General features: G+C 59.3%; 22 protein-coding genes. 3 read left to right on the top strand and 19 right to left on the bottom strand.

Features of this window, described 5'->3' with window-relative positions:
• Nucleotides 1–49: 49 nt before the first annotated feature.
• Nucleotides 50–727: a hypothetical protein gene (locus ACP7EE_RS15795; RefSeq protein WP_426235133.1), complete on the bottom strand. Its 678-nt coding sequence runs from the start codon at nucleotides 725–727 to the stop codon at nucleotides 50–52.
• 555 nt (nucleotides 728–1282) lie between these two features.
• Here ACP7EE_RS15795 and ACP7EE_RS15790 point away from each other — a divergent pair.
• The 3 genes from ACP7EE_RS15790 (at nucleotide 1283) to ACP7EE_RS15780 (ending at nucleotide 5164) form a co-directional block, all read left to right on the top strand.
• Nucleotides 1283–1642, top strand: coding sequence for a DUF6124 family protein (locus ACP7EE_RS15790; protein ID WP_426235131.1), 360 nt, complete (start codon nucleotides 1283–1285; stop codon nucleotides 1640–1642).
• A 249-nt stretch (nucleotides 1643–1891) separates the two neighbouring features.
• On the top strand, nucleotides 1892–4324 hold the full coding sequence (locus ACP7EE_RS15785; protein ID WP_426235129.1) for an Ig-like domain-containing protein: 2433 nt from the start codon (nucleotides 1892–1894) through the stop codon (nucleotides 4322–4324).
• 480 nt (nucleotides 4325–4804) lie between these two features.
• On the top strand, nucleotides 4805–5164 hold the full coding sequence (locus ACP7EE_RS15780; protein WP_426235127.1) for a DUF6124 family protein: 360 nt from the start codon (nucleotides 4805–4807) through the stop codon (nucleotides 5162–5164).
• 230 nt (nucleotides 5165–5394) lie between these two features.
• Here ACP7EE_RS15780 and flhB read toward each other — a convergent pair whose 3' ends face one another.
• From flhB to fliE, 18 genes are all read right to left on the bottom strand, one after another.
• Nucleotides 5395–6534: a flagellar biosynthesis protein FlhB gene (gene flhB, locus ACP7EE_RS15775; protein ID WP_420647984.1), complete on the bottom strand. Its 1140-nt coding sequence runs from the start codon at nucleotides 6532–6534 to the stop codon at nucleotides 5395–5397.
• A 3-nt stretch (nucleotides 6535–6537) separates the two neighbouring features.
• Nucleotides 6538–7323: a flagellar biosynthetic protein FliR gene (fliR, locus tag ACP7EE_RS15770; protein ID WP_420647983.1), complete on the bottom strand. Its 786-nt coding sequence runs from the start codon at nucleotides 7321–7323 to the stop codon at nucleotides 6538–6540.
• A 3-nt stretch (nucleotides 7324–7326) separates the two neighbouring features.
• On the bottom strand, nucleotides 7327–7596 hold the full coding sequence (gene fliQ / locus ACP7EE_RS15765; RefSeq protein ID WP_420647982.1) for a flagellar biosynthesis protein FliQ: 270 nt from the start codon (nucleotides 7594–7596) through the stop codon (nucleotides 7327–7329).
• The gene (fliP, locus tag ACP7EE_RS15760; RefSeq protein ID WP_426235124.1) at nucleotides 7593–8351 is read right to left on the bottom strand and encodes a flagellar type III secretion system pore protein FliP; all 759 of its coding nucleotides are present in this window, start codon (nucleotides 8349–8351) and stop codon (nucleotides 7593–7595) included. Before fliP ends, fliQ begins: the two co-directional genes overlap by 4 nt.
• A complete protein-coding gene (fliO, locus tag ACP7EE_RS15755; RefSeq protein ID WP_426235122.1) occupies nucleotides 8351–8815 on the bottom strand; it encodes a flagellar biosynthetic protein FliO in 465 nt (154 codons plus the stop codon). Before fliO ends, fliP begins: the two co-directional genes overlap by 1 nt.
• Nucleotides 8816–9265, bottom strand: coding sequence for a flagellar motor switch protein FliN (gene fliN, locus ACP7EE_RS15750; protein WP_426204953.1), 450 nt, complete (start codon nucleotides 9263–9265; stop codon nucleotides 8816–8818).
• Between the two features lie 56 nt (nucleotides 9266–9321).
• A complete protein-coding gene (gene fliM / locus ACP7EE_RS15745; RefSeq protein WP_038363850.1) occupies nucleotides 9322–10290 on the bottom strand; it encodes a flagellar motor switch protein FliM in 969 nt (322 codons plus the stop codon).
• A 9-nt stretch (nucleotides 10291–10299) separates the two neighbouring features.
• Complete coding sequence (gene fliL / locus ACP7EE_RS15740; RefSeq protein ID WP_426204951.1) at nucleotides 10300–10806, bottom strand: flagellar basal body-associated protein FliL; 507 nt, start codon at nucleotides 10804–10806, stop codon at nucleotides 10300–10302.
• Between the two features lie 255 nt (nucleotides 10807–11061).
• Complete coding sequence (locus ACP7EE_RS15735; RefSeq protein ID WP_426235120.1) at nucleotides 11062–12423, bottom strand: flagellar hook-length control protein FliK; 1362 nt, start codon at nucleotides 12421–12423, stop codon at nucleotides 11062–11064.
• A gap of 105 nt (nucleotides 12424–12528) precedes the next feature.
• Nucleotides 12529–12876 (bottom strand): Hpt domain-containing protein, encoded by a 348-nt coding sequence (locus ACP7EE_RS15730; protein ID WP_426235118.1) that lies wholly within the window; start codon nucleotides 12874–12876, stop codon nucleotides 12529–12531.
• A gap of 30 nt (nucleotides 12877–12906) precedes the next feature.
• Complete coding sequence (locus ACP7EE_RS15725) at nucleotides 12907–14610, bottom strand: ATP-binding SpoIIE family protein phosphatase (RefSeq protein ID WP_426235116.1); 1704 nt, start codon at nucleotides 14608–14610, stop codon at nucleotides 12907–12909.
• A 5-nt stretch (nucleotides 14611–14615) separates the two neighbouring features.
• Complete coding sequence (locus tag ACP7EE_RS15720) at nucleotides 14616–14921, bottom strand: STAS domain-containing protein (RefSeq protein WP_420647975.1); 306 nt, start codon at nucleotides 14919–14921, stop codon at nucleotides 14616–14618.
• Nucleotides 14922–14998: 77 nt separating this feature from the next.
• Nucleotides 14999–15448, bottom strand: a complete 450-nt coding sequence (gene fliJ, locus ACP7EE_RS15715) for a flagellar export protein FliJ (protein WP_420647974.1) — start codon at nucleotides 15446–15448, stop codon at nucleotides 14999–15001.
• 6 nt (nucleotides 15449–15454) lie between these two features.
• A complete protein-coding gene (gene fliI / locus ACP7EE_RS15710; RefSeq protein WP_420647973.1) occupies nucleotides 15455–16813 on the bottom strand; it encodes a flagellar protein export ATPase FliI in 1359 nt (452 codons plus the stop codon).
• Nucleotides 16803–17609, bottom strand: coding sequence for a flagellar assembly protein FliH (fliH, locus tag ACP7EE_RS15705; protein WP_420647972.1), 807 nt, complete (start codon nucleotides 17607–17609; stop codon nucleotides 16803–16805). The genes fliI and fliH overlap by 11 nt, the downstream gene beginning before the upstream one ends.
• 4 nt (nucleotides 17610–17613) lie before the next feature.
• A complete protein-coding gene (gene fliG, locus ACP7EE_RS15700) occupies nucleotides 17614–18633 on the bottom strand; it encodes a flagellar motor switch protein FliG (RefSeq protein WP_007958288.1) in 1020 nt (339 codons plus the stop codon).
• Complete coding sequence (fliF, locus tag ACP7EE_RS15695; protein ID WP_420647971.1) at nucleotides 18626–20413, bottom strand: flagellar basal-body MS-ring/collar protein FliF; 1788 nt, start codon at nucleotides 20411–20413, stop codon at nucleotides 18626–18628. Before fliF ends, fliG begins: the two co-directional genes overlap by 8 nt.
• A gap of 15 nt (nucleotides 20414–20428) precedes the next feature.
• A complete protein-coding gene (fliE, locus tag ACP7EE_RS15690) occupies nucleotides 20429–20755 on the bottom strand; it encodes a flagellar hook-basal body complex protein FliE (RefSeq protein ID WP_420647970.1) in 327 nt (108 codons plus the stop codon).
• Nucleotides 20756–20834: the final 79 nt, after the last annotated feature.

Below are 20834 nucleotides of genomic sequence, written 5' to 3'. Positions count from 1 at the left end.
TTTGCCGGAACGAGGAATAGAACGATTTGAACAGTTTCCTGGCAGGCGCTTACGGTTTCGCGGCCGCGAGGATCTGTTGTGGAGTGATATCCCCAAATTGCAGGCCTACGGGGTTTATGTACAAGGTGCCTTCACGCATCCGCGTATCGCCGACTGGAACCAGATCTTCCCCCATATAACCCAAAGTCCCGCGCTCGAAAGGCGCATTTTTCGCTGAGTCATCATGAGCCTCTAAAAGAGTGAGGGCCCATTCGAATAGTATCGTCGGGAGATCTTTGATTGTGATTGGAGGTGATTTGGACTGGCCATCCAGCAGAGGGAATTTGTATCTACGGCGCGCAGTGATGACCAATGGATTTTGCAGCAGGCCGAACTGAGGTTTGGAGACATGCAATTCAAACGGCCATGAGTCGAACCAGCCTGCGTTGTAATGCAGGGGATTGGTAATCAGGTTGAACAACGCTGCAGCAGAATCGATTGATCCTGTGACATCGGCGTATGTCCCATACACCCCTAGCCCGGTCATAGGAACCCTGATGCTGTTGACTCCGGAGTCGAAATATCCCGGGATCAAGTCATTGGCCGCTTCCCTGAGGTAAGTAAAATCCACAAATGCGTGAAACGTCATCTCGTAACCAATGGCCGGTTCGTCTGGATAATCCTTCAATTCGCCCGACACAAATTGCAGCCTCATGCCTTTGAGTTGTTTGTACTCGAACACACTCATAATCCATACCTCCAACGCCGGGGTCATTCCCAACGCTCAGCAAACGCCGAGGGACGCAAAGCGTCTACTGTCAGAACCTGCAGGTTTAGAGGCTGATCAGACGAACGGTACCCGACGTGGGATAGCGGACGTATTTATTTACCAGGCTCCCCCTGCGCCCTCCTCAATCGGGAGCGCGTTTTTTTGTTTAAGCTCGATTCGACGTCACCGTTGAATAGTGTTTAAAGCCATGTCCGCAAGGCCACGCGTCCTTGCGCCTTTGCCTACACGTACGCCAGAATCGGCCGGCTTGTGCGCTTTGGGGTCGGGTTCTATTGTGGGTCGGTCGCTGACGAATCAGCGATCGGGTTTAGCGACTCGGACCATCTCAGTGCACCAGCGTTCGTGGCTTCGTTGTGGGACTATTCGCCCGCAATTACGTTATGGCGGCTGTATGCGGGAGACCTTTGGGTCTACCGGGGTGCCTGTGACCGGTTCGCTAACCTGCGTACAGCTGCCACCTTCACTTGTTTAGCGACAGGGAAAGGGTGGCTCCATAACCTCAGGAGCTTCACCATGATCAAACCAACACCCAACCCACCCGAAATCGACCCCATCTTGCCCTACGAATCCCTAGCGTCAAAAAAGCTCAACGAAGCCGCCGACCGCGCCCTCGATCATTACCTCTGCCCGCCCGGCTCCCCTCCACCTCCACGCAAGACCCGCGGGATGTACGCCGTTACCGCCGACTGCAAAAACGAGGAGCTGCTGGTGGATGCCTGCGAAACACTCGCCTCGGCCAGAACCATCGCCAATGACTTCGCCTACCTCTTGCCGGCGTCGCAGCGCAGGACGCTCTTGGGTGTCACGCAACTGATCATGCTCGGGGAGCTGGCAGTGAATCGGGTGCTGGCTAACCTGGAGTTGCCGACTTAGCCTGCTGACCACAGGTCTGAAGATCGGGGACCAAATGCAATCCCAAGGAGCTGCCGAAGGCTGCGATCTTTTGATGTGTATCTTTCAAAAACAAAATCAAAAGATCGCAGCCTCCGGCAGCTCCTACACTGGCCAGTGCACTCTGCGCCAATGACCACTCGTCGCTACCTGTCAGATCTGTCAGGTGTGCAATTCCCCACAACGCGCTTTGATAGCTCCTGCCTTTCCGTATGCTCAGGAGCTTCGTCTATGACTACCTCAAATCCGCCGGGGAACACCGTTCTTGTGCTCAGCCGGCCAATGATCAACGGCCAGACTGAATCCGTTGTAGGAGCAATGGTTGGCTTGTCGAAGGCGGCCTATGAGTTGGTCGCCGACGGCGAGGGCGCCGTTGTCATCGTCGATCCGCCGAAAGCTGGCGACATGGATCCCGGGGATGTCATGGAGCTTCGGCTTGAAGGCGATCCAGCGGTACTGGACAGCGAAACCATCAAAGATCCAAACGCCAAAACCATCTTGCGCATCCCCAAACGTCGGCTGCATTCGGATAGAGTCAACGAGCTGTTCTATACCATCAGGCGTGGCAGTAACAATATTGGCACTTCCCTGATACTCACCGTGCTTTACAACTTCTTCCGCCCCGGCCTGAAGGATCGCATGACCGAGCCGGGTGGCCACTCTGAACTCGACCTCCTGCTGCCCGACGAGATCAAAAACGGCGTAAACGCGGATTTCGTCAGCGCCCAGGTGTGCATAGCCTATCCCTATTGCAGGGCTTATGACCTGATCAGCCTGAAGTGCAACGGCGAGCTACTGAAGCCGGAGCCCATGGTGAATCCGAATCAGGCGCCGCAACCGCCGAATCCCGGCTCCGAACACCCAATCACCATTTGTTTCACCGTCACTCGCGCTTTTCTCGACAGCGCGAAACGACTGGATAACAAACTGCATTTCTCCGGCAGCGTCACAGATCAGCTTGGCAACGGCCCGGACCCCGAAGAACCGTGGTCGCCAGTGCAAACAGCGGAGGAAGACCTGGATGGCAAGCGCCTGCCGATGCCGATCCTGCTGGAGCAGATCGCGGATTATCCCGGCGACAACGCCGGGGAAATCGATCTGGAGAAACTCGCGGGCGGGCCATTGCTGCTGGTTATACCGACGACAGATTCGCGCTTTGTCGTTGGCTACGAAGTCATCGCGACTTACACGGCGAAAAATACGGGGCAACCCGCTGATGCGGTGGTGACTGTCAGCGGCAAAGTCGAAGCGGACCCGTTCGGGCAGAAAAAACCCTGCATCCTTGAAGTGCCCAACAACCAGATTTTTGCGGCTAGCAACGTCATCGTGACTTACCAACTGAACAAGCCGAACGGCGACCTGGTGGGCAATTCCAAACCGGCGACCGCAACGGTGACGGGGAGTGCTCCGGTTAATCTGCAGCCACCGACACTGGTGGCACCGGCGACCAGTCCGATCGACGTATTGGCTTACGAAGAGGGTGTCACTGTGCGCATCGAGCACCTTTCGGCACTACCTAATGACCAGGCTCGACTGCTAGAAGTTGATCCGCCTCCTCATGCGAAACCCTTTCTACCAATTGCGTTCAACCAAAATAAGCGCGCTAACTTCAAACTCAATCCAGCGTTTTTAGTGTCACGGCGCGGAGCTAGCACCACGCTGCGCTGGGAATTGATTAGACAAGGCAAACCGGTCGGCGAATCGAAGGACTTGGTGTTAAAAATCAACCCGATTGCCGGGGATGATCCACGATTCCCGCCACTGAACATTGCGGGAGATACAGGCGAGGCACTGGACGTTCACAAGCTAGACGCAGGAGCGCAGATTCTCGCGAATAGGTGGCCACTGCAGAAGGCAGGACAACTCATTTGGATAACCTGTAAAGGCTTTGACAAGAGTGGGATTCCGATCAGTAAGGATGTTCGGTCGGGAGAACCCAATGGATCGGCGGACGGGTTGTCACAGGAAGCGCCGGTTGAATGGCTGAAGGGACTCAAGAATGAGACTGAATTGATCATCGAGTGGGCCGTCAACCTTGACGAGTCTCTCGATAAAGTCAAAGCAGTTTCCTTTCCCCGCCGGAGTTATACCGTGAAGGCCTTGCATCCATTCACCATAGACACGACCCTAATGGAGCTTAATGGCCTGAACATCAATGCGGACTTTCTCGCCCTGACCGGAACCCCTGCCCCCGGAACGACGCAAACACGGGTACCAACCTCTGGAGATGGCTGCTATTCCTATTTCTCAAGTGCTGCAGATGTAGCGAAAGTCGATAGCAACGGACTGGTTAGTGGCATCAAAAACGCCAGTGCGACTATTACGGTGCGAGAAAACAGCACCCAGCGTGAAATTTCGTTCCCCGTCACAGTGCGAAATGTTGCGCGCCTTGTCATGACGCCTACACATACCTACAGCATCAGCGCGGCCATTAACTGGATGAACTCAATCGGTGGATCGCCCGTTTCAAATGCAGCTATCGATGTGCTGAAAGTCAAATACAAGCCACTTGTATCCAGCGCAGGCGGCTGGCTCTGCCGTAATGATGGGTGTGGTGCCGGACAGTACCTTTCGGTTGTTACCAATAATCCGAACGCATGGACCATCTCCTGTTTTACGGGCAATAACTCCCAGGCGCATGGCTGGTGCCTTCTACCTGGCTGAGTTTGACGTATAACAAGCGACACGCGTGCTGGGAAAAGGGGCCTAATTTATTTACCGGCGTCCGCCCTGTGCCCCCCCCACCCTCTTCAACCGGGAGCGCGATTTTTTTTGTTTAAGCCCAATTCGACGAAACCGTTGAATAGTGTTTAAAGCCGTGTCCGCAAAGCCACGCGTCCTTGCGCCTTTGCCTACACGTACGCCAGAATCGGCCGGCTTGTGCGCTTTGGGGTCGGGTTCTATTGTGGGTCGGTCGCTGACGAATCAGCGATCGGGTTTAGCGACTCGACTCAGGTTAAAGGTGCATCAGCGTTCCAGGCTTCGTTGCGGATCTGTATATCCGCAATTTCGTTATGGTGGCTGTATGCGGGAGACCCTTGTGGTCTACCGGGTACCTTTGACCGGTTCGCTAACCTGCGTACAGCCGCCACCCTTCCTGTTTAGCGACAGGATTTGGCGGCTCCACCTCAAAGGAGCTTCACCATGATCAAACCAACACCAAACCCACCCGAAATCGACCCCACCTCGCCCTACGAATCCCTCGAATCAAGAAAACTCAACGAAGCCGCCGACCGCGCCCTCGATCATTACCTCTGCCCGCCCGGCTCCCCTCCACCTCCACGCAAGGCCCGCGGGATGTACGCCGTTACCGCCGACTGCAAAAACGAGGAGCTGCTGGTGGATGCCTGCGAAACACTCGCCTCGGCCAGAACCATCGCCAACGACTTCGCCTACCTCTTGCCAGCGTCGCAGCGCAGGACGCTGTTGGGTGTCACGCAACTGATCATGCTCGGGGAGCTGGCAGTGAATCGGGTGCTGGCTAACCTGGAGTTGCCGCAGTAGTAGGCCCCTGTGACAAGCCTTGAATGAAGTGTTGTGGCTGCTGACGTCATCGCGGGCAAGCCCGCTCCCACAGTGATTCGTGGTGTGCACATATTTCCCAAACGACGTGAAACCTGTGGGAGCGCGCTTGCCCGCGATGGCGGTTTCAAAGCCAACACATATCTGCAGGCATAAAAAAACCGCCGCCCCGTTCAATCGGGACGGCGGTTTTTTGTTTCACCAGAGTAGAGTCAGGAATCGCGGCGTAAATCCGGCGGGATCGGCAGGTCGTCCTTGAGCGGATCCGGGCGTTTGCCCTTGCCTGCGCGGTGCTGGCGAATCTGGTAGACGTAGGCCAGTACCTGAGCGACCGCCAAATACAGCCCACCAGGGATTTCTTCGTCGAGTTCGGTGGAGTAGTAGATCGAACGTGCGAGGGCCGGCGATTCGAGGAGCATGACGTTGTTGGCCACGGCGATTTCGCGGATTTTCAACGCGAGGAAATCACTGCCCTTGGCCAGCAGCAGCGGCGCCCCGCCCTTCTCCGAGTCGTACTTGAGCGCGACGGCGTAGTGGGTCGGGTTGGTGATGACCACGTCGGCATCCGGAATCGCCGCCATCATGCGTCGCTGCGACATCTCGCGTTGCAGCTGACGAATGCGTTGCTTGACCTCGGGCTTGCCGTCCTGATCCTTGTGCTCGTCGCGCACTTCCTGCTTGGTCATCTTGAGCTTTTTGATGCTCTCCCAGATCTGCACCGGGACATCCACCGCGGCAATGATCGCCAAGCCGCAAGCCATCCACAACGAACTCCAGCCAACCAGTTGCAAGCTGTGGATGATCGCCCGGTCCAGCGGCTCATGGGCGATACGCAGCAGGTCGTCGACATCGTTCGACAACACCACCAGCGCCACCGCGAGAATAATCAGAAACTTGGCCAGGGCCTTGAGCAGCTCGATTACCGACTTCATCGAGAACATGCGCTTGATGCCGGCACCGGGGTTCATCCGGCTGAATTTCGGGGCCAGGGAACCCGCCGCGAACAACCAGCCGCCGAGGGCAATCGGGCCGATGATCGCTGCCAGCACCAGGGCGATCATGATCGGTTGAATCGCCACCAGCGCGATCAGTCCGGAGTGCATCAGGAACTTGCCCATGTAGGTCTGATCCATGATCTCTTCGCGCGTCAGCGTGAAGTTGATCCGCATCAGGTCCATCAACTCTTGCGCGAGCATGCCGCCGAAAATCAGCAGCGCGCAGGTACCGGTGACCATGATCGCCAGAGTATTGAGCTCTTTGGAACGGGCGATCTCGCCCTTCTCACGGGAATCCTTTTTGCGTTTCTCCGTGGGGTCTTCTGTTTTGTCTTGACCGCTTTCGCTCTCAGCCATGACTCAGCGCGCCCGTGCCAGTTCGCGTAACCACTGCAAAGCCTCGGTGGCCAGCGGTTGGTACTGATTGAGAATATCCGCCAGCCCCACCCAGACAATGAACAGCCCGAGCACCAGGGTCAGCGGGAAACCGATGGAGAAAATATTCAGTTGCGGCGCGGCGCGAGTCATCACGCCAAACGCGATGTTGATCACCAGCAGTGCAGTCACCGCAGGCAAAACCAGCAACAGTGAAGCGCCAAGCACCCAGCCGAGTTTAGTGGCCACGTCCCAATAATGCGTGACCGTCAGGCCACTGCCGACCGGCAGGGTGGTGAAGCTCTCGGTGATGACCTCGAACACCACCAGATGGCCGTTCATCGACAGAAACAGCAGGGTCACCAGCATGGTGAAGAACTGCCCGATCACTGCCACCGATACGCCGTTGGTAGGGTCGATCATCGACGCGAAGCCCATACCCATCTGCACCGCAACGATCTGCCCGGCGATGGCGAACGCCTGGAAAAACAGCTGGAGAGAAAAGCCAAGCAATGCGCCGATCAGAATCTGCTCGGCAATCAGCAGCAACCCGCTCAGATCCAGCGGACTCACCGCAGGCATCGGCGGCAAACCCGGCGTGATCACCACAGTGATCGCCAGCGCCAGATACAGACGCACGCGTTTCGGTACGAGGGTAGTGCCGAAGACCGGCATGACCATCAGCAGCGAGCCGATGCGAAACAGCGGCAACATGAAACTCGCCACCCAGGTACTGATCTGAGTGTCGGTCAACTGCAACAGCGACTGCATGGCTTAGCCGATCACCAGCGGAATGTTTTTGTACAACTGGATGATGTACTCCATGAAGGTCTGCACCATCCATGGGCCGGCGACGATCAGGCTCACCAGCATCACCAGCAGACGCGGCAGGAAGCTCAGGGTCTGTTCGTTGATCTGCGTGGCCGCCTGAAACATCGACACCAACAGACCCACCAGCAAGCTCGGCACTACCAGAATCGCCACCATCATGGTGGTCAGCCACAAGGCTTCACGAAAGATATCGACGGCGACTTCTGGCGTCATGGCGAAACACCTCCGAAACTGCTGGCCAGGGTGCCGATGATCAGCGCCCAGCCATCCACCAGCACGAACAGCATGATTTTGAACGGCAGGGAAATGATCAGCGGCGAGAGCATCATCATACCCATCGCCATCAGCACGCTCGCGACCACCAGGTCGATGATCAGGAACGGGATGAAGATCATGAAGCCGATCTGAAACGCGGTTTTAAGTTCGGAGGTGACGAAGGCTGGCACCAGAATGGTCAGCGGCGCCGCGTCCGGAGTGGCGATGTCGGTACGCTTGGACAGGCGCATGAACAGCTCCAGATCGCTGGAGCGGGTCTGCGCGAGCATGAAGTCCTTGATCGGCACCTGAGCTTTTTCCACCGCTTGCTGCGCGGTGAGTTTTTCCGCCAGATACGGTTGCAGCGCATCGTTGTTCACCCGGTCGAACACCGGCGCCATGATGAACATCGTCAGGAACAGCGCCATGCCCGTGAGGATCTGGTTCGACGGCGTCTGTTGCAGGCCGAGGGCCTGACGCAGAATCGAGAACACGATGATGATCCGCGTGAAACTGGTCATCAGGATCACGGCCGCCGGAATGAAGCTCAGGGCGGTCATGATCAGCAGGATCTGCAAGCTGACCGAATATTCCTGCGCGCCGCTGGCGTTGGTGCCCAGCGTGATCGCCGGAATCTGCAACGGATCGGCGGCCAGTGCCAGCGGCGCGGCCAGCATCAGGGCCAGGGTCAAGACGATGCGCAACGCACCCATTACTTCGTATCCTTTTGATCCTTGCCGAGAATCTTCAACAGATGCTGGGCAAATTCCGGGGTCGCTTTTTCAGGGGTGCTCGGTACCACGACCGGCTCCTTGAGCACATGCAGCGCGGTGATGGTGCCCGGACTCAGACCGAGCAGAATCTGCTCGTTGCCGACCTGCACCAGCAGCAAACGGTCACGCGGACCGAGTGCACGCGAGGCGATCAGATCGATCACCTGGCCTTTGCCCGCAGGCCCGGCCTGCTGCACGCGGCGCATCAGCCAGGCGAGGAAGAAGATCAACCCCACGACCAGCAACAGCCCCAACACCAGTTGAGTCAGTTGCCCGGCGACGCTACCGCTGACGGCGGGAACGGCGGCAGCCGCAGCCGTGGCGCTGGCAGCCGGGTCGGCCGCCAGCACACTGAACGGCAACGCCAGCACTGCGCCGAGCACACAACCGAGAAGCTTTTTCACTCAGCGCAGCTTCTTGATGCGTTCGCTTGGGCTGATCACGTCAGTCAGGCGGATGCCGAACTTCTCGTTGACCACAACCACTTCGCCGTGCGCGATCAGCGTGCCGTTGACCAGCACATCGAGCGGCTCACCGGCCAGACGATCGAGCTCGATCACCGAACCCTGGTTGAGTTGCAGCAGGTTGCGGATGTTGATGTCGGTGCTGCCGACTTCCATCGAGATCGATACCGGAATGTCGAGAATCACATCCAGGTTCGGGCCATCAAGGGTCACCGGATCGTTGTTCTTCGGCACGCTGCCGAACTCTTCCATTGGCATACGCGAACCGCTGGATGCGTCGGCGGCCAGCAGTGCGTCGATTTCGGATTGGCCGTCGCCGGTTTCTTCCAGGGCAGCAGCCCATTCATCAGCCAGAGCCTGGTCGTCCTGGGCGTTCATATCGTCGTTCATCGTGTGTCCTCGGCGGGCAACAATTCAGTTAAATGCGTAGGGGGTGTTGCGCCGCTTCAGCGACGCTCGATCGGCTCGATCACTTGCAACGCGAGGTTGCCTTTGTGCGAGCCCATCTTGACCTTGAAGGCCGGCACGCCGTTGGCGCGCATGATCATTTCTTCCGGCATCTCGACCGGGATCACATCCCCCGGCTGCATGTGCAGGATGTCGCGCAGCTTGAGCTGACGACGAGCAACGGTGGCACCAATCGGTACATCGACGTCGAGCACGTCCTGGCGCAGGGCGTTGACCCAGCGCTCGTCCTGATCGTCGAGATCGGACTGGAAACCGGCGTCGAGCATTTCGCGTACCGGCTCGATCATCGAGTACGGCATGGTCACGTGCAGATCGCCGCCACCGCCATCGAGTTCGATGTGGAAGGTCGAAACCACAATTGCTTCGCTCGGGCCGACGATGTTGGCCATGGCCGGGTTCACTTCCGAGTTGATGTACTCGAAGTTGACTTCCATGATCGCCTGCCAGGCTTCTTTCAAATCGACGAACGCCTGCTCCAGCACCATGCGCACTACACGCAGTTCGGTCGGGGTGAATTCACGCCCTTCGATCTTCGCGTGACGGCCGTCGCCGCCAAAAAAGTTGTCCACCAGTTTGAACACCAGTTTGGCGTCCAGAATGAACAGCGCGGTGCCGCGCAACGGTTTGATCTTGACCAGGTTGAGGCTGGTCGGCACGTACAGCGAGTGCACGTATTCGCCGAACTTCATCACCTGCACGCCACCGACAGCAACGTCCGCCGAGCGGCGCAGCATGTTGAACATGCTGATGCGGGTGTAACGGGCGAAACGCTCGTTGATCATTTCCAGAGTCGGCATGCGTCCGCGGACGATGCGATCCTGGCTGGTCAGGTCGTAGCTTTTGACACTGCCGGGTTCGGCAGCGTTATCGGTCTGTACCAGACCATCGTCGACGCCATGCAGCAACGCATCGATTTCATCCTGGGACAGCAGATCCTGCACGGCCATGTCGTGTTCCTACTGCAGTACGAAATTAGTGAAAAGCAACTGTTCGATCACCACTTTGCCCAGCTCTTTCTGCGCCACTTCCTGCACGCTCGCTGTAGCCTTCTGGCGCAACATCTCCTGACCGACCGGCGTCGCCAATGTGGCGAAATCCTGACCGGAGAAGAGCATGACCAGGTTGTTGCGGATCACCGGCATGTGCACTTTGAGCGCTTCCAGATCAGCCTGATTGCGCCCGAGCATGGTGATGCTCACCTGCATGTAACGCTGACGCCCGTTCTGCGTGTAGTTGGCCACGAAGGCCGGAGCCATCGGCTCGAAAATCGCTGGCTGCTTGCCTACCGGGCCTGCCTCGGCTGCTTCGGCCGGTTTACTCTGAGCGCTGTGCATGAAGAACCAGGTCGCCCCCACGGACGCGCCGATCGCCAGCAGCAACCCCAGCACGATCACGATGATCATCTTGAGTTTGCCTTTGGTTGCCGGGTCTTTTACCGCTGGTGCTGCTTCGCTCTTCGCCATGCCAATAATCCGTCACTAATCGGGTTTTCACAGTCGCACGGCTAGGCAAGAGCAAGTGTTATGCCAGAAGTGTTCGAGGATAGGAGGAGAGGGATCGGCGGAACGATGCGAGACCTGTGGGAGCTGCGGTGCGACGACTCGACTTGCCAGCGATAGCGATGGGTCTGACACATTGATGTTGAATGTGCCGCCGCCATCGCTGGCAAGTCGAGTCGTCGCACCGCAGCTCCCACAGGTTTTTATGGCTGTTTTGAATCAGGCGTAATAATCGACGGCGCTGGAACCAATGACGCTGGTGGTCTGCGCAGCAGCTTCAGCCACGCTGGCCGCCGCCAATTCTTCATCGGCCGAATCCAGACGACCGCCGGAAGCGCTGGTGCGACCACCCTGCCCCTGCTGCGCCTGTTCCTGGCCCTGCCAGCCACGCCCCTGATCGGCAACGTTGACGTCAACCTGGCCCATGCCCTGTTGGACAAACATGTCGCGTAGCCGATGCATCTGGCCATCGAGGGCTTCACGCACGCTCGGATGGGCGCTCATGAAGGTGATTTGCGTCTGCTGATCCGGAACCATGTTCACGCGGATATCCAGACGTCCGAGCTCGGCTGGCTGCAACTGGATATCGGCCGCCTTCAGATTGACGCTCGACAGGTACATGACGCGATTGACCACTTCTTCGGTCCAGCCACTCTGATGCATGGCGATCGGCTGATTCACCGGCACGGCATTCGCGGTTTTCGGCGTAGCCGCCTGAGTCAGCGCCGCCAGACGGTTGGCGAAGTCATCGACCCGGGTGTCGCTGGTGGCGGACTTCAGATCCTTCAGGCCATCGTCGAGCAAGCCGCTGAAGGCCTTTTCACCGCCCTGACTGGTGCTGTCCTTGTCCGCCTGCACATTGAGCATGCTGGCCATGCCGGTGGCAAAGGTCTGCGCGGCGGTCAATTCACCGTCGGCTTGTGCCTGATTGGCGGCAGCTTTGGGCTGCGCCTGGCTGGAAGCGGAGATGTGCCCACTCTGCTCCATCGCCATGCGCACGGCTGGCAACGCATCAAGCGGGTCAGCCTCGGGATCGAATGCGCTGTCGCCAGTGGCGGCTGGGTCTTTGACGATCCCCGGCAATACCGCGACCAGTGGTGTTTCAACCTCAGGCTTGGCCGAGGCGTCGACTACCGGAGCCGACACAACTGGCGGCGTGACCTGCGGCTGCACGGTGGCTATCAGCGCGGGATCCAGCGTCGGATCAACCGGAGCCGTGTCGGCAACTGGCGTTTGCGCAGTATCAGTCGAGTCGTCGCTGGCGGTTTTATCTTCAGTCACCGCTGCCGGTTTGTCGGCGGGCAAGGCATTGCCGCTATCGGCAACGGCTGGCTCAGAGGCGGCAGACTGTTCCTTGCTGACATCCTTTTTACCGCTGTCGTCAGAAACCTTGTCACGCGCGGTTTTCTGCGTACTGTCGGCAGACACTGAAGGCTTGTTCTGACCTTGGTCGGCGAACACCTTAGCGAAGCCGGAAGCCTTGTCCCCGGGCTCTGCGGCCACTGCCGATGGTTTGGCAGAGGCGGCTTGCGCCTTGGCCTGGGCGGCGGTCTGAAGAAAAATGTTGGGACTTGCAGGCATGACACGGTCTCCGCTGCACTGGGATCGTAGGTACAGGTACCAGAGATGGCTGCAAGCGTCGGGCCAGTTTCGCCGGGCGCTGTATAAAAGCGCCGGGCGGTTGACTCAATGGGCGTGGGAACGCAGGCGTTCAGCCTCATAAACCGGGCGCACTTCGCCGAACTCGCTATGGATGTCGGCCACCAGCTTGAGGATTTCGGAGGGACTTTTGTTTCTCGCGTGCTGCTCCAGCTCCTGGCACAGCTCGGCGAGGCGGGTTGCGCCCATATTGCTGCTGCTGCCCTTGAAGCTATGGGCGACGGAAGACAACACCTCGGCGTCGGCCGTCTGCTGCAATTCGCGCAGGCGATTGTCGGAATCGACGAGGAAGGTATCCAGCAATTCCGGATAAGCCTCCTCCATGACCTCGCGCAAAGTGTTGAGCACGTCGCGATCCACATGTTTATCAGCCACTTGCTCACTCCTTGATCAAGAATGCGCGGATTATGCCAGAGCTTCCCAGAAAAACTCCACGCGGGCACTGCGACCATCGTCGGACCAGCCAGCATTTGCGGCCAGTTGCCGCACAAGGCTGACCCCACGGCCCGACAGACGGACACCATCCAGCGGCCGCTCCATCACGCGCGCCACATCAAAACCCTTGCCGCTGTCCTCGACCCGCACCACCAGGCAACCGCCCGCACCCTGCGGCGTGATCTGCAAATGCACGCGCACGTAACCATCCTGCAAAGCCTCAAGGCGCGCATTGCGTTGTTCATAGTAGCGGGCGAATCCCGAGGCATCGCGCTTGAGGCTGGATTCCAGACCGAGCACGCCATGCTCCAGCGCATTCGAATAGAGTTCGGCGAGCACGCTGTACAGCGCTCCGCTCTGAGCGCGCAGGCCATGGACTTCCATCATCAGTTGCAGCAAGAACGGCAACGGGTTGAAACGCTTGAGCGTGGCGCCACGGAACTCGAAACTCACCGACCAGTCCAGCGGACACGACTGGCCGCTGTCGGAGTACACCGGCGCCGACGGGTTGAGCCGCACCGCGTCAAGCAGGCTGACTTCGACCATGCTCACATCGTCACGCGCCTCGCCACGAAAATCCTGCAATGCCTGCTCGATCTCTTCGAACAGGCGCTCAGGCTGGCGATTGGCGGCAAACACTCGCTGTAAACGCTCGACACCAAACAACTGGTCATTGGCGTCACAGGTGTCGATAACCCCGTCGGACAACAAAAACACCCGATCCCCCGCCGCCATCGAGTGCACTTCGGTGCGATCGTCAAACATCTGCGGGCTCAGTACGCCAAGCGGCAAGTGCCGCGCCGCCAGCGGTGTGCGCTCTCCCGTGGCGATACGATGCAAGTAGCCGTCGGGCATGCCACCGTTCCACACCTCGACCGATCGCCGTTGAACACTCAGACACAGCAGCGTCGCACAACAGAACATATCGACCGGCAAAATGCGCTTGAGCTTGGCGTTCATCTCGCGCAGGGTTTCCGCCAGGCCGTAGCCCTTGGCGGTCATGCCGTAGAACACCTCCGCCAGCGGCATGGCACCGACCGCCGCCGGCAGACCGTGGCCAGTGAAATCGCCGAGCAGCACGTGCATATCACCCGCCGGGGTGTAGGCCGCCAGCAGCAGATCGCCGTTGAACAGCGCATAGGGCGATTGCAGGTAGCGGATGTTCGGCGCGCTCAGGCAACCGGAGTGCGCGACTTTGTCGAATACCGCTTTAGCGACACGTTGCTCATTGAGCAAATAGTCATGGTGCCTGGCGATCAGGTCGCGCTGTTGCAGCACCGTCGCCTGCAAGCGACGCAAGCGATCCATCGCCTTGATTTTGGCGGACAGGATCACCTGGTTATAGGGCTTCGCCAAAAAGTCGTCACCACCGGCATCCAGACACCGGGCCAACGCTTCGCTTTCGGTCAGCGAGGTGAGGAAGATGATCGGCACCAGGGTTTCGCCGGCCAGCGCCTTGATCTGGCGCGCCGCTTCGAAGCCATCCATCACCGGCATCATCGCGTCCATCAACACCAGCTGCGGTTGCTGACTGCGGAACAGTTCGACCGCTTCGGCGCCATTGGCCGCTGTCAGCACCGAATGCCCCTGACGACGGACGATGGTCGACAACAGCAAGCGGTCGGCAGCACTGTCCTCGGCAATCAGGATCGTCAGCGGCTCTTGCGCCTGCATGGTTGTCAACTGATGTCGAAGAGTTTGTCGAAATTGGAGATGGCGAGAATCTTGCGCACGTCGGAGTTGCTGTTGATCACCTGCACATCCGAGTCGTCGCCGCCAGCATGGTCACGCAGCAACAGCAGCATGCCCAGCGCCGAGCTGTCGAGGTAGGTGGCCTCTTTCAGGTCGACGACGATAGATTCAGGTTTTTTATTGAGTCGCTCGTAGGACTCGCGAAATTCCTGATGGCGACCGAAATCGAATCGACCCTTGACCGAAATCGTCAGTTTTTGCCCATCCGCAGATACTTCTGTAACGACTGACATTGTCTGGCTTCCTTGTCATGAACAAACCTGTACAAGGTTTAGCACCTGGTATGGGTTGGGGCAAGGAGCAAGCAAGATCAAAAAACATCACGCCGTGGCAGGCGCTGGGATAATTCGTCGAGCAGCTTCTGCTCGCGCTTGTCTTCGGCGCGCTGCGCTTCGTCGCGGTAGCGCTGGACCAGTTTGCGCAAGCCTTCGACGCGGGCGAACGCCTGTTGCCAGGCATCACGCGCCTTGTCGAGGTTGTTTTGATGCCATTGCAGGCTTTGCCGCTGCTGATCGACGGCAGTGTCGAGTTGCGCGAGAAAGCCCTGAAAACCCAGCAGCCATTGGCCGGACACGCCAGTGCTGCCGCGTACGATCCACTGTTCCGAGTAATCCAGACGAAAGGCGTTGAGGTCGGCGAGTTTGCTTTCGGCAACCTTGACCTGGCCCTGGAAATGACCGAGGCGCAGCACGGCGGTTTTCTCGGCCTTTTCAGCCATGTCCACCACCGGTGCCAGACGTGCAGCGCGGCTCAGGGCCATGACCGGTTACCCGCCGGCCGCAGGCGCGAAAATCGTTTCGAGGTAAGCCTCGCTCTCGCCCAGGCTGATCTTATCGTTCAGGCCTTGGCGCAGGTAGCGCACCAACTGCGGTTGCAGGGAAATCGCCAGATCGGTCTCGCGATCACCGCCAGCGACATAGGCGCCCACGCTGATCAGGTCGCGACTCTGTTGATAGCGCGACCACAGTTGTTTGAAGTATTGCGCGCGCCGCATATGCTCGGCCGAGACCACCGCCGGCATGACCCGGCTGATCGACGCTTCGATATCGATGGCCGGATAGTGACCTTCTTCGGCCAGACGCCGCGACAACACGATATGTCCGTCGAGCACGCCTCGCGCAGCATCGGCAATCGGGTCCTGCTGGTCGTCGCCCTCGGACAACACGGTGTAGAACGCGGTAATCGAACCCCCGCCCTTCTCCGCATTACCGGCGCGCTCCACCAGTTTCGGCAGTTTGGCGAACACCGACGGCGGGTAACCCTTGGTCGCTGGTGGTTCGCCGATGGCCAACGCGATTTCCCGCTGCGCCTGAGCGAAACGGGTCAGCGAATCCATCAGCAACAGGACGTTCTTGCCCTTGTCGCGGAAATACTCGGCGATGCGCGTGCAATACATCGCCGCACGCAGACGCATCAGCGGCGCATCGTCCGCAGGCGACGCCACGACGACGGAGCGCTTGAGGCCTTCTTCACCGAGGATGTGCTCGATGAATTCCTTGACTTCGCGACCGCGCTCACCGATCAGCCCGACGACGATAATGTCGGCCTCGGTGAAGCGCGTCATCATGCCCAGCAATACCGATTTACCCACGCCAGTACCGGCGAACAGACCGAGACGCTGACCGCGACCGACCGTCAACAAACCGTTGATCGAACGAATGCCCACGTCCAGCGGCTCGCTGATCGGATCACGGTTGAGCGGGTTGATCGTCGGGCCGTCCATCGGCACCCAGTCTTCGGCTTTCATGCCGCCCTTGCCGTCCAGCGCGCGACCGGCGCCGTCGAGTACGCGACCGAGCATGCTCATGCCCATCGGCAAGCGACCGGTGTCGACCATTGGCACCACACGGGCGCCGGGGGCGATACCGGCGACGCTACCAACCGGCATCAGGAAGACTTTGTTGCCGGAGAAGCCCATGACTTCGGCTTCAACCTGCGAAGGGTGATAGCTGTCGTCGTTGATCACCATGCAGCGCGTGCCCATGGCGGCGCGCAGGCCTTCGGCTTCGAGGGTCAGGCCGACCATGCGTAGCAGGCGCCCTTCGAGAATCGGCGCAGCAGCTATTTCGACGGCCTCGGCGTAACTGCCCAGGCGCTTGGCGAAACTGGTGCGTTCAAGGCGCATCGGCTTGGTCCGCGAGCGGCTCTTCGGCGATGGCAGCCGGTTTGACGGCTTCAGGCAATTCCAGGCTCAGGTCCGGCTCGGCCGGGTGCAAAGCCTGTTCATGCAACTGATCGAACAGCTTGGCCATGACCTGGCTGACGCGGGTTTCGATGCTCGCGTCGATCCGGCTGTGCTCGGTTTCGACCCGGCAACCGCCCGGCAGCAAGGCTTCGTCTTCAACGATGCGCCAGGTTTCCTCATGGCGTTCGCGCAGGGCTTTGACCTGCTCGAAATCCTGCGGATTGACGTACAGCCGCACGTTGCCCACGCCCAGCGGCAGCAGCTTGAGGGCGTCGCGCATGACGTGTTCGATCTGCGTCGAGTCGATGGCCAGTTCGCGCTGAATCACCTGTTTGGTGATGTGCTGCACGAGGTCGACCAGCGATTTTTCGATCTGCGTGTCTTGCTCGGCAATTGGCTCGAACAGGTTCGCCATCAGTTGCTCGAGGCTGGCTACTTTCGCCGCCAGCGCCACTTCGGCTTCCTGGCGCACCTTCAAAGTGGTGCTGTGAAAACCTTCTTTTTCGCCGGTAGCAAAGCCCTCGTTGTAAGCCTCCTGACGGATGCTTTCGAGTTCTTCCAGGGTCAGTGGCTGGACTTCTTCCAGCGGCACTTCTTCCATTTCCGGCGGTTCAGGCTCGGGTTCCGGCTCAGGTTCGGGTTTCGGCGGATCGAAGCTGGGGATGGCCCAGGTTTCGAAACCGCGGACATCGCGGGCACGGATCAGATCCGTCACATCGTCGTCGTGCTTGTCCATGGGCTTAGATCATTTCCTCGCCGCCCTTGCCACCGAGCACGATTTCTCCGGCTTCGGCCATACGGCGGGCGATGGTGAGGATTTCCTTCTGCGCGGTTTCGACGTCGCTGACGCGCACCGGGCCTTTGGCCTCGAGGTCGTCGCGCAACAGTTCGGCCGCACGTTTGGACATGTTCTTGAAGATCTTTTCTTTGACGCCTTCGTCCGAACCCTTGAGGGCCAGCACCAGCACGTCCGAGGACACTTCGCGCAGCAACGCCTGAATGCCACGGTCGTCGACATCGGCGAGGTTGTTGAACACGAACATGAGGTCTTCGATCTGACCGGACAGGTCTTCGTCGACTTCGCGGATCGAGTCCATGAGCTGACCTTCGATGGAGCTGTCGAGGAAGTTCATGATGTCCGCCGCACGCTTGATGCCACCCAGGGTGGTGCGCGAGGCATTCGAGTTGCCGGAGAACTGCTTCTCGAGAATCTGGTTCAACTCTTTCAGCGCGGCAGGCTGCACGGTGTTCAACGACGAAACGCGCAGGATGATGTCCAGACGCACTTTGTGGTCGAAGTTGCCGAGCACTTCACCGGCCTGATCCGGGTCGAGGTACGCGACGACGATGGCTTGAATCTGCGGGTGCTCGTAACGGATCACGTCCGCCACGGCACGCGGTTCCATCCACTTCAGGCTGTCCAGACCGCTGGTGTTGCCACCCAGCAGAATCCGGTCGATCAGGCCGTTGGCCTTGTCTTCGCCCAAGGCCTGAGTGAGCATTTTGCGCACGTAGTCGTCGGAGCCGACCCCGAGGCTGGTCTGGTCGCCGACGATGTCGACGAACTCGCTCATCACCTGCTCGACCTGCTCGCGGTGGACGTTGCCCATTTGGGCCATCGCCACACCGACACGCTGAACCTCTTTGGGGCCCATGTGGCGCAGCACTTGGGCGGCGTCGGTCGAACCCAGGGACAGCAGCAGAATCGCGGCTTTATCGACCCGGGACAATTTGGCGACGGCGGCTCGGTTATCACTCATCTGCGTTAATCCACTCTTTCACGACCTGGGCCACACGACCCGGATCTTCTGCCACCAGACTCTTGATTGCGTTCAACTGTGCGTCATAGCCTTCGCTCGGGCTCGGCAGCAAGATGCTGGTCGGGCCGCCGAGGCTTACGCGATCATTCGACAGTTCGCCGTCCAGACCGCCCATGCCGCCCAGTTCCATGTCGCCGCCCAAACCGGCCAGCTCCTTGGATTTGCCGCCGCCGGTGATGTTGTTGAGCACCGGACGCAGCACGCCGAACACCAGCACGAGGATGAACAACACACCCAGCACTTGTTTGACGATGTCCCAGAACCATGGCTGGGAATAGAACGGAATATCGGCGATCACTTCGCCGCGTTCGGCGGAGAACGGCATGTTGATCACGCTGACGCTGTCGCCACGGCTGGCGTCGAAACCGACGGCGTCCTGCACCAGACGAGTGAAGCGCGCCAATTCGTCGGTGGTCCACGGCGCACGCGTAGTCTCGCCGTTGGCTGCGTTGACCTTGACCTGATCGTCGACAACAACCGACACCGACAGACGATTCAGGCGACCCTGCTGCTGTTTGGTGTGGCTGATGGAACGGTCGAGCTCGAAGTTCTTGGTGGATTGTTGACGCTTGTCTGCCGGGTACGGCGCGAGCATTGGCTGGCCGGTGGCCGGGTCCATGATCTGCTGACCGTTGGCATCGACCAGTGGCTGACCCGGTTGCACCATGCTCGCCGGCGCGGCTGCGCCACCGGTGGTTTGCGGGGCCGAGGCTGGCGCTGGCGGCTGGTTGCTCAGAGCACCCGGCACGCCTTGCGGGCCATTGCTGGCGGTGCGCTGTTCGTTGACCGACTGTTCGCTGCGCAACGCCGGTTGATCCGGGTTGAACTGCTCGGCAGTCGATTCGACGGCGCTGAAATCGACATCGGCCGAGACTTCAGCCTTGTAGCGATCGTTACCCAGTACCGGTTGCAGAATGTTGTGTACGCGCTGGGTGAGCATGCTTTCCATGCGGCGGCTGTAATCGAACTGCTTGCCGGCCATGGTCATTTCGGAGTTTTCCGCCTGATCCGAGAGCAGCGTGCCCTTCTGATCGACGACGGTGATCTGCGATTTGCTCAACTCGGGAACCGAGGTTGCGACCAGGTTGATGATCGCCACCACCTGGCCCGGCTCCAGCGAACGACCGGAGTACAGCTCGACCAATACCGAAGCACTCGGCTTGCGCTCGTCACGCACGAACACCGAACTCTTCGGAATCGCCAAATGCACGCGCGCGCCCTTGACGTTGTTCAGGCTGGAGATGGTGCGCGCCAGTTCACCTTCGAGGCCGCGACGATAACGGGTCGCTTCCATGAACTGGCTGGTGCCCAGACCCTGTTCCTTGTCGAGGATTTCAAAACCGATATTGCCATCGCTGGGAGTGACACCAGCGGCCGCGAGCTTGAGCCGCGCACGGGACAGGTCATCGGCCTTGACCAGCAAGGCACCGGAGTTCGGTTCGACGGTGTAGGGAATGTCGGCGGCGGCCAGGGTATCCATGACCTGCTTGGCGTCCATCCCGGCCAGGCTACCGTACAGAGGACGGTAATCCGGCTGCTGCGACCACAGCACCACGGCAAAGCCAATCGCCACGCTCGCAGCCAGGCCGACCAACAGGCCAACCTGACGCAGCACGGTCATCTCGGAGAGGTTTTCCAGGAAGGACAGGCCGAAAAGCGGCGGTTTGCCGTCAATCGGGGTGGCCTTGGCCGGAACGTTATCGGCGACTGCTTCTGCCATGACTCAATCTCGTCCTTATACCGGCATCTGCATGATGTCTTGATACGCCTGAACCAGCTTGTTGCGTACTTGGGTCAGCGCTTGAAACGACACGCTGGCTTTCTGCGAGGAAATCATCACGTCCGTCAGATCGACGCCGCTTTTACCGATTTCGAACGCATTGGCCATCTGGGAGGAGGCCTGCTGGGTATCGCTGACTTTGTTGATCGCCTGACCGAGCATGTCGGAAAAGCTGCTGCCGGACATTTCCGGGACAGCGGCCGATTTCGGCGCAGACATGGCGTCCATTTGCATGGCGCGCATGTCCAGCATCAACCGATTAAATTCAATACCTTGGCTCATGGTCTACTCTCTTGGGCGGCCCGCAATTTTTTGACACTCACTCGGCGGGTACACAGGTGTTAGCAACAAGGGTGCCAGC

It is taken from the genome of Pseudomonas sp. TWP3-2, assembly GCF_049897765.1.
GTDB lineage: Bacteria > Pseudomonadota > Gammaproteobacteria > Pseudomonadales > Pseudomonadaceae > Aquipseudomonas.
The sequence above is the reverse complement of the archived record's forward strand: the minus strand, read 5'-3'. Positions and strand labels throughout refer to the sequence as shown.